The sequence below is a fragment of the Streptacidiphilus pinicola genome (assembly GCF_003258295.1).
Taxonomy (GTDB): Bacteria; Actinomycetota; Actinomycetes; order Streptomycetales; family Streptomycetaceae; genus Streptacidiphilus; species Streptacidiphilus pinicola.
Map to the genome: position 1 here is coordinate 284 of NZ_QKYN01000252.1, position 5,453 is coordinate 5,736.

A 5,453-nucleotide genomic window follows, 5' to 3' on the forward strand; every position below is an offset into this window, starting at 1 on the left:
GTCATGGCCGGCACCGCCGCCTACGGCTCGGCGCAGTCGCGCCGTTGGGCGGAGCAGGCGGCCGAGGCCGGCTGCGGCTCCGTGCTGCAGCTGCCGCCGAACGCCTACCGCGCCGGGCCGGAGGCGGTGCTCGCCCACTACGCGGAGGTCGCGCGGGCGGGCCTGCCCGTCGTCGCCTACAACAACCCGCACGACACCCGCGTCGATCTGGTCCCCGCGCTGCTCGGCGAACTCCACGCGGCCGGACACATCGTGGCGGTCAAGGAGTTCAGCGGCGACGTGCGCCGCGCCTACGAGATCGCCGAGCTCGCCCCCGGCCTGGACCTGCTGGTCGGCGCGGACGACGTGCTGTTGGAGCTGGCACTGGCCGGCGCCGTCGGCTGGATCGCCGGCTACCCGAACGCCCTCCCTGCCGCCTGCGCCGAGCTGTACCGGGCGGCCGTCGCCGGCGACCTCGCCGAGGCCCTGCCCCGCTACCGGCAACTGCACCCGCTGCTGCGCTGGGACTCGAAGACGGAGTTCGTCCAGGCCATCAAGCTGTCCATGGACCTGGCCGGCCGCCGTGGCGGCCCCTGCCGGGCCCCGCGCGGCCCGCTCCGGGGTGAGATCCTGAGCTCCGTGCGGCTGGCCACGGACAAGCTGCTGGCCGAGGGCCTGCGGTAACCGGGACAGAGCGAGGGGGAAGCCGATGAGAACCCGTCACGTCTACCACGCCGTCGACTCCCACACCGAGGGCATGCCCACCCGCGTGATCACGGGCGGGGTGGGAGTGGTCCCCGGCGCGACCATGGCCGAGCGGCGTGCGTACTTCCAGACCCATCTGGACGGCCTGCGGACGCTGCTGATGTACGAGCCCCGCGGCCACGCCGCCATGAGCGGAGCGATCCTGCAGCCGCCGACCAGGCCCGACGCCGACTATGGGGTGCTGTTCATCGAGGTGTCCGGTCTGCTGCCGATGTGCGGGCACGGGACCATCGGGGTCGCCACCGTGCTGGTGGAGACCGGCATGGTGCCCGTCGTCGAGCCGGTCACCACCGTGCGGCTGGACACCCCGGCCGGGCTGGTCAGCGCGGAGGTGGCCGTCGCGGACGGCGTGGCGACGTCGGTCACGCTGACGAACGTGCCGTCCTACTGCGCGCGGCTCGACGCCAAGGTGCACGTCCCCGGTCACGGCGAGATCCGCTACGACCTCGCCTTCGGCGGCAACTTCTACGCGATCGTCGAACTCGACGACTACCGGCTGCCGTTCGACCGCGAGCGGGCCACCAAGGACCGGATCCTGGCGGCGGGCCTGGCCACCATGGCGGCGATCGACGAGCACGACGAGCCGGTCCATCCCGAGGACCCGCGGATCCGCGGGGTGCACCATGTGTACTTCGCCGCGCCCGGCTCGACCGCCGCGCACTCCCGGCACGCGATGGCGATCCACCCGGGCTGGTTCGACCGCTCGCCCTGCGGGACGGGCACCTCGGCGCGGATGGCCCAACTGCACGCGCGCGGCGAGCTCGCACTGGGCGCCGAGTTCGTCAACGAGTCCTACATCGGCACCCGGTTCGTCGGACGGCTGGTGGAGGAGACCACCGTCGGCGGTCTCCCGGCCGTGGTGCCCACGGTCACCGGGCGGGCCTGGATCACCGGGACCGCGCAGTACTTCCTGGACCCGACGGACCCGTTCCCGGAGGGTTTCCTGCTGTGACCCGGACCGGACGCCGGGCTCAGACCTGACCGGCCACCATGTCCATCAGCCGCCCGAGCACCCGCTCGCCGTCCACGCGGACACCGTCGTGCTCCCACTCGTTGGTCACCCAGGTGCGGACCGAGCCGACCTCGGCGGCGGTCCGCAGCGAGAGGTGCGCGTCGACGTACATGTCGTCGAAGTAGACCGCCGCCGCGACGGGCACCCGGTTGACCGCCAGCCGGGTGCGGTCGTACAGCGCGGGCCAGTCAGCGCGCTCGGCCAGCAGGTCCGCGGCGTCGGCGAACGGGCGCAGCGCCGCGACGTCCCGGAACATCCAGGGGAGGATCATCTCGCCGGTCAGCAGCAGCGGATCGGCGTCCTCGGCGAACTGCGGCAGCGCGTCCAGCACGCGCTGCGCGGCCCAGGCGGTCGGCCCGGAGCCCGGCTGACCGTAGATCGACTCGTGCAGTACGGCGAACAGAGGGTTGGCGACCAGGCCGGTCAGCCGGCCCACCTCGTTCAGGAAGACGTCGGTGGGCGCGCAGTCGGCGTCCAGCGCCTCGTCCAGCAGCCAGTGCAGCTGCTCGAAACCCGCGCCCATGCCGAGCTCCAGCCCGAGGAAGCGCAGCCGGCGGACCGTCAGCAGGTCGCCGTCCGGCAGGCGGGCGGGCTCCTTCGCCAGGCGCTGCGCGAGCCGGCGCAGGGTCTCCTGGTCGCCGGGGTAGCGGGCGGCGAAGGCCGCGTTCTTGGCCTGGACGCGCGGCGCCGTGGCACGGTAGACCTCCTCCGCGCCGGCCGTCAGGCCCGCCAGGCCGCCGGTCACGTAGCAGGCGGCCAGCCCCTCCGGCGCCCGGGAGAGGTACGTCAGTGTCAGGAACCCGCCGTAGCTCTGGCCGAGGGTCTCCCACGGCCGGCCGCCGGTCAGACGGCGGCGGATCAGCTCGGCGTCGGCGACGATCGAGTCCGCGCGGAAGAAGCCGAGATGCTCGGCGAGCGCCGCCGCGGAGGGGAAGCGCGCGGCGGTGCGCCCGGTGACCGGGGTGCTGCGGCCGGTCCCGCGCTGGTCCAGCAGCAGGACGCGGTGCGTCCGCAGCGCCCGCCGCAGCCACGACGGGTTGCCCGCCGTCGGCCGCGGCGCCTTGCCGCCCGGACCGCCCTGGAGGAAGAGCAGCCACGGCAGCTCCTGCTCCGCCTTGTCGGGGTCCACGACCTCGCGGGCGAAGACCTCGATACTGCCGCGCGCGGGGTTGTGGTGGTCCAGCGGGACGGTGAAGGTGTGGTCGGTGACGGCGAGGCCGGGGAGCCGGTGGCCGAGGCTGCGGGGAGCGGTCATGACAGCAGTATCGCCCGGGGCTTCGGTGGTGCCGTGTCATGGTGCAGGATGATGTGGCACACCCAGTGAGCGAGAGGTCCCAGGTGAACCCGGAGTCGATGGACAGACCCGGCGGCGGGCTCAACCTGCCCGCCGTCCAGGAGCGGCGCAGCCTTCGCGAGCAGGTCACCCACGCGCTGCGCGCGGCGCTGGTCGCGGGTGAGCTGCGTCCCGGCATCGTCTACTCCGCGCCGGCGCTGGCCGCCGAGTTCGGCGTCTCGGCGACGCCGGTGCGCGAGGCGATGCTCGACCTGGCCAAGGAGGGCCTGGTCGAGGTGGTGCGCAACAAGGGCTTCCGCGTGATCGGCCTCACCGAGCAGGACCTGGACGACTTCACCGAGATCCGCGAACTGATCGAGATCCCGGCCACCGTCCGCGTCGCGCGGACGGCGACGGCGGAGCAGTTGGAGCCGCTGCGCGCGCACGCCCGCGAGATCGTCACCGCCGCGCGCGAGGGCGACCTGGTCGCCTACATCGAGGCGGACAGACGCTTCCACCTCGGGCTGCTGGCCCTGCACGGCAACCGCCATCTCGTGGACACCGTCCGCGAGTTGCGCAGCCGCTCCCGCCTCTACGGTCTGCAGGCGCTGGTCTCGGCGGGCCGCCTGGTCGACTCGGCGGAGGAGCACGAGCGGCTGCTCGACGCGATGCTGGCCCGCGACCTCGTCGCGGTCGAGCGGCTGACCGCCGAACACCTCGGGCACGTCCGGAAGTTGTGGGCCCAGGGGGACTGAGCCGGCTCGTTCGCGCTACGCGCCCGCGGCCAGTGTGAGGCCAGTGACCAGCATCGTCGTCGCCACCAGGCCGTCCAAGGCACGCCAGGAGGAGGCGCGGCGGAAGAACGGGGCCAGCAGGCGGGCGCCGAAGCCGAGGGCGGCGAACCAGCAGACGCTGGCGAGGGCCGCGCCGACGGCGAACTGCCAGCGCAGCTGCCCGTGTCCGGCGGCGACCGCGCCCAGCAGCAGCACGGTGTCGAGGTAGACGTGCGGGTTGAGCCAGGTCATCGCGAGACAGGTGAGGACCGCACGCCGACCGGAGTGGACGGCCGGGCCGCCCGCCTCCAGCGCGGCGGACGGGCGCAGGGCGCGGCGCGCGGCGAGGACCGCGTAGCAGACCAGGAAGGCCGCGCCGACGGCGCGGATCACGGTCAGCGCCGCAGGCCAGGCGGTGACCAGCGCGCCGAGTCCGCCGACGCCGCAGGCGATCAGCACGGCGTCCGAGGCCGCGCAGATCGCCACCACCGGCAGGACCGCCTCGCGGCGGATGCCCTGGCGCAGCACGAAGGCGTTCTGCGCGCCGATGGCGACGATGAGCGAGAGGCCGGTGCCGAAGCCGGCCGCGGCGGCGGTGAGTGCGTTCCCCATGGTCGCCACCGTAGGGAGCGGGTGGCTGCTAAGACCAGCTAAAGATTTTTACGTACCATTAGCGCTTGTGAAGAACGAGCTGCCGTACGACCTGGTCCGCACCCTGCTGGCCGTCGTCGACGAGGGCACCTTCGACGCGGCGGCCGCGGTCCTCCACGTCACGCCCTCGGCCGTGAGCCAACGCGTCAAGGCGCTGGAGCAGCGCACCGGACGCGTGCTGCTCACCCGCACCCGGCCGGTGCGGGCGACGGACTCCGGGCAGGTCGTCGTCCGCTACGCCCGCCAGCTGGCCCGGCTGGAGGGCGACGCCCGCGCCGAGCTCGGCATGGACGGCGGGCCGGCCACCGCCTCGCCGACGCGGCTGGCGATCGCCGTCAACGCGGACTCGCTCTCCACCTGGTTCGTCCCGGCGCTCGCCTCCCTGGCCGAGGACGCGCACCTCTACCTCGACCTGCGGCGCGAGGACGAGGCCCACACGACGGAACTGCTGCGCGAGGGCGAGGTCCTCGCCGCGGTCACCTCCTCGCCCGACCCGGTCGCGGGCTGCTCGGTCCGCCGCCTCGGCGCGATGCGCTATCTGCCTGTCGCCACACCCGCGTTCGCGGCCCGCTGGCGCAGCGGCCCGCCCGCGCACTGGGTCCCGCGCGCCCCCCTGGTCTGCTTCGACCGCCGCGACGACCTCCAGGACGCCTTCGCCCGCGATCTGACGGGTGGTCAACCGGCCTCCCCGCTCCGCCACTACGTCCCCTCCAGCGAGGGCTTCGCCCAGGCCGTCACCGCCGGCCTCGGCTGGGGACTCGTCCCGGAGGAACAGGCCCTCCTCGGCCTCCACTCGGGCGCCCTCGCCCGGTTGCTCCCCGGGCACACCCTCGACGTCCCCCTCTTCTGGCAGCAGTGGCGTCTCGACTCACCCGCCCTGTTCACCGTCGCCGCCGCGATCGCCGAGGCCGCCGGCCGCAGCCTGCGCTGACCCGCGCACGGCCAAGGGCCTCCCGCCGGGAGCGGCGGGAGGCCCTTGGGGGGCGGGTGGGTCACTTCT

General features: G+C 74.1%; 6 protein-coding genes. 4 read left to right on the forward strand and 2 right to left on the reverse strand.

What is annotated here, in order from left to right; all coding sequences use genetic code 11:
• The coding region (locus DN069_RS38615) for a dihydrodipicolinate synthase family protein (RefSeq protein ID WP_243640336.1) at positions 1-663 on the forward strand (663 nt) is incomplete at its 5' end.
• 25 nt (positions 664-688) lie between these two features.
• A complete protein-coding gene (locus tag DN069_RS38620) occupies positions 689-1,696 on the forward strand; it encodes a proline racemase family protein (RefSeq protein WP_111507907.1) in 1,008 nt (335 codons plus the stop codon).
• Positions 1,697-1,715: 19 nt separating this feature from the next.
• Here DN069_RS38620 and DN069_RS38625 read toward each other — a convergent pair whose 3' ends face one another.
• Entirely contained in the window at positions 1,716-3,011 is a 1,296-nt protein-coding gene (locus DN069_RS38625; protein ID WP_111507908.1) for an alpha/beta fold hydrolase, read from the reverse strand.
• Positions 3,012-3,109: 98 nt separating this feature from the next.
• Here DN069_RS38625 and DN069_RS38630 point away from each other — a divergent pair, with 98 nt between their 5' ends.
• Positions 3,110-3,784, forward strand: coding sequence for a GntR family transcriptional regulator (locus DN069_RS38630; protein ID WP_111507911.1), 675 nt, complete (start codon positions 3,110-3,112; stop codon positions 3,782-3,784).
• 15 nt (positions 3,785-3,799) lie between these two features.
• Here DN069_RS38630 and DN069_RS38635 read toward each other — a convergent pair whose 3' ends face one another.
• Positions 3,800-4,414 (reverse strand): LysE/ArgO family amino acid transporter, encoded by a 615-nt coding sequence (locus DN069_RS38635; RefSeq protein ID WP_111507909.1) that lies wholly within the window; start codon positions 4,412-4,414, stop codon positions 3,800-3,802.
• Between the two features lie 67 nt (positions 4,415-4,481).
• Here DN069_RS38635 and DN069_RS38640 point away from each other — a divergent pair, with 67 nt between their 5' ends.
• Positions 4,482-5,384 carry a LysR family transcriptional regulator ArgP gene (locus DN069_RS38640; RefSeq protein WP_111507910.1) on the forward strand — a complete coding sequence of 301 codons (903 nt, stop codon included), beginning with the start codon at positions 4,482-4,484 and terminating at the stop codon, positions 5,382-5,384.
• Positions 5,385-5,453 lie beyond the last annotated feature (69 nt).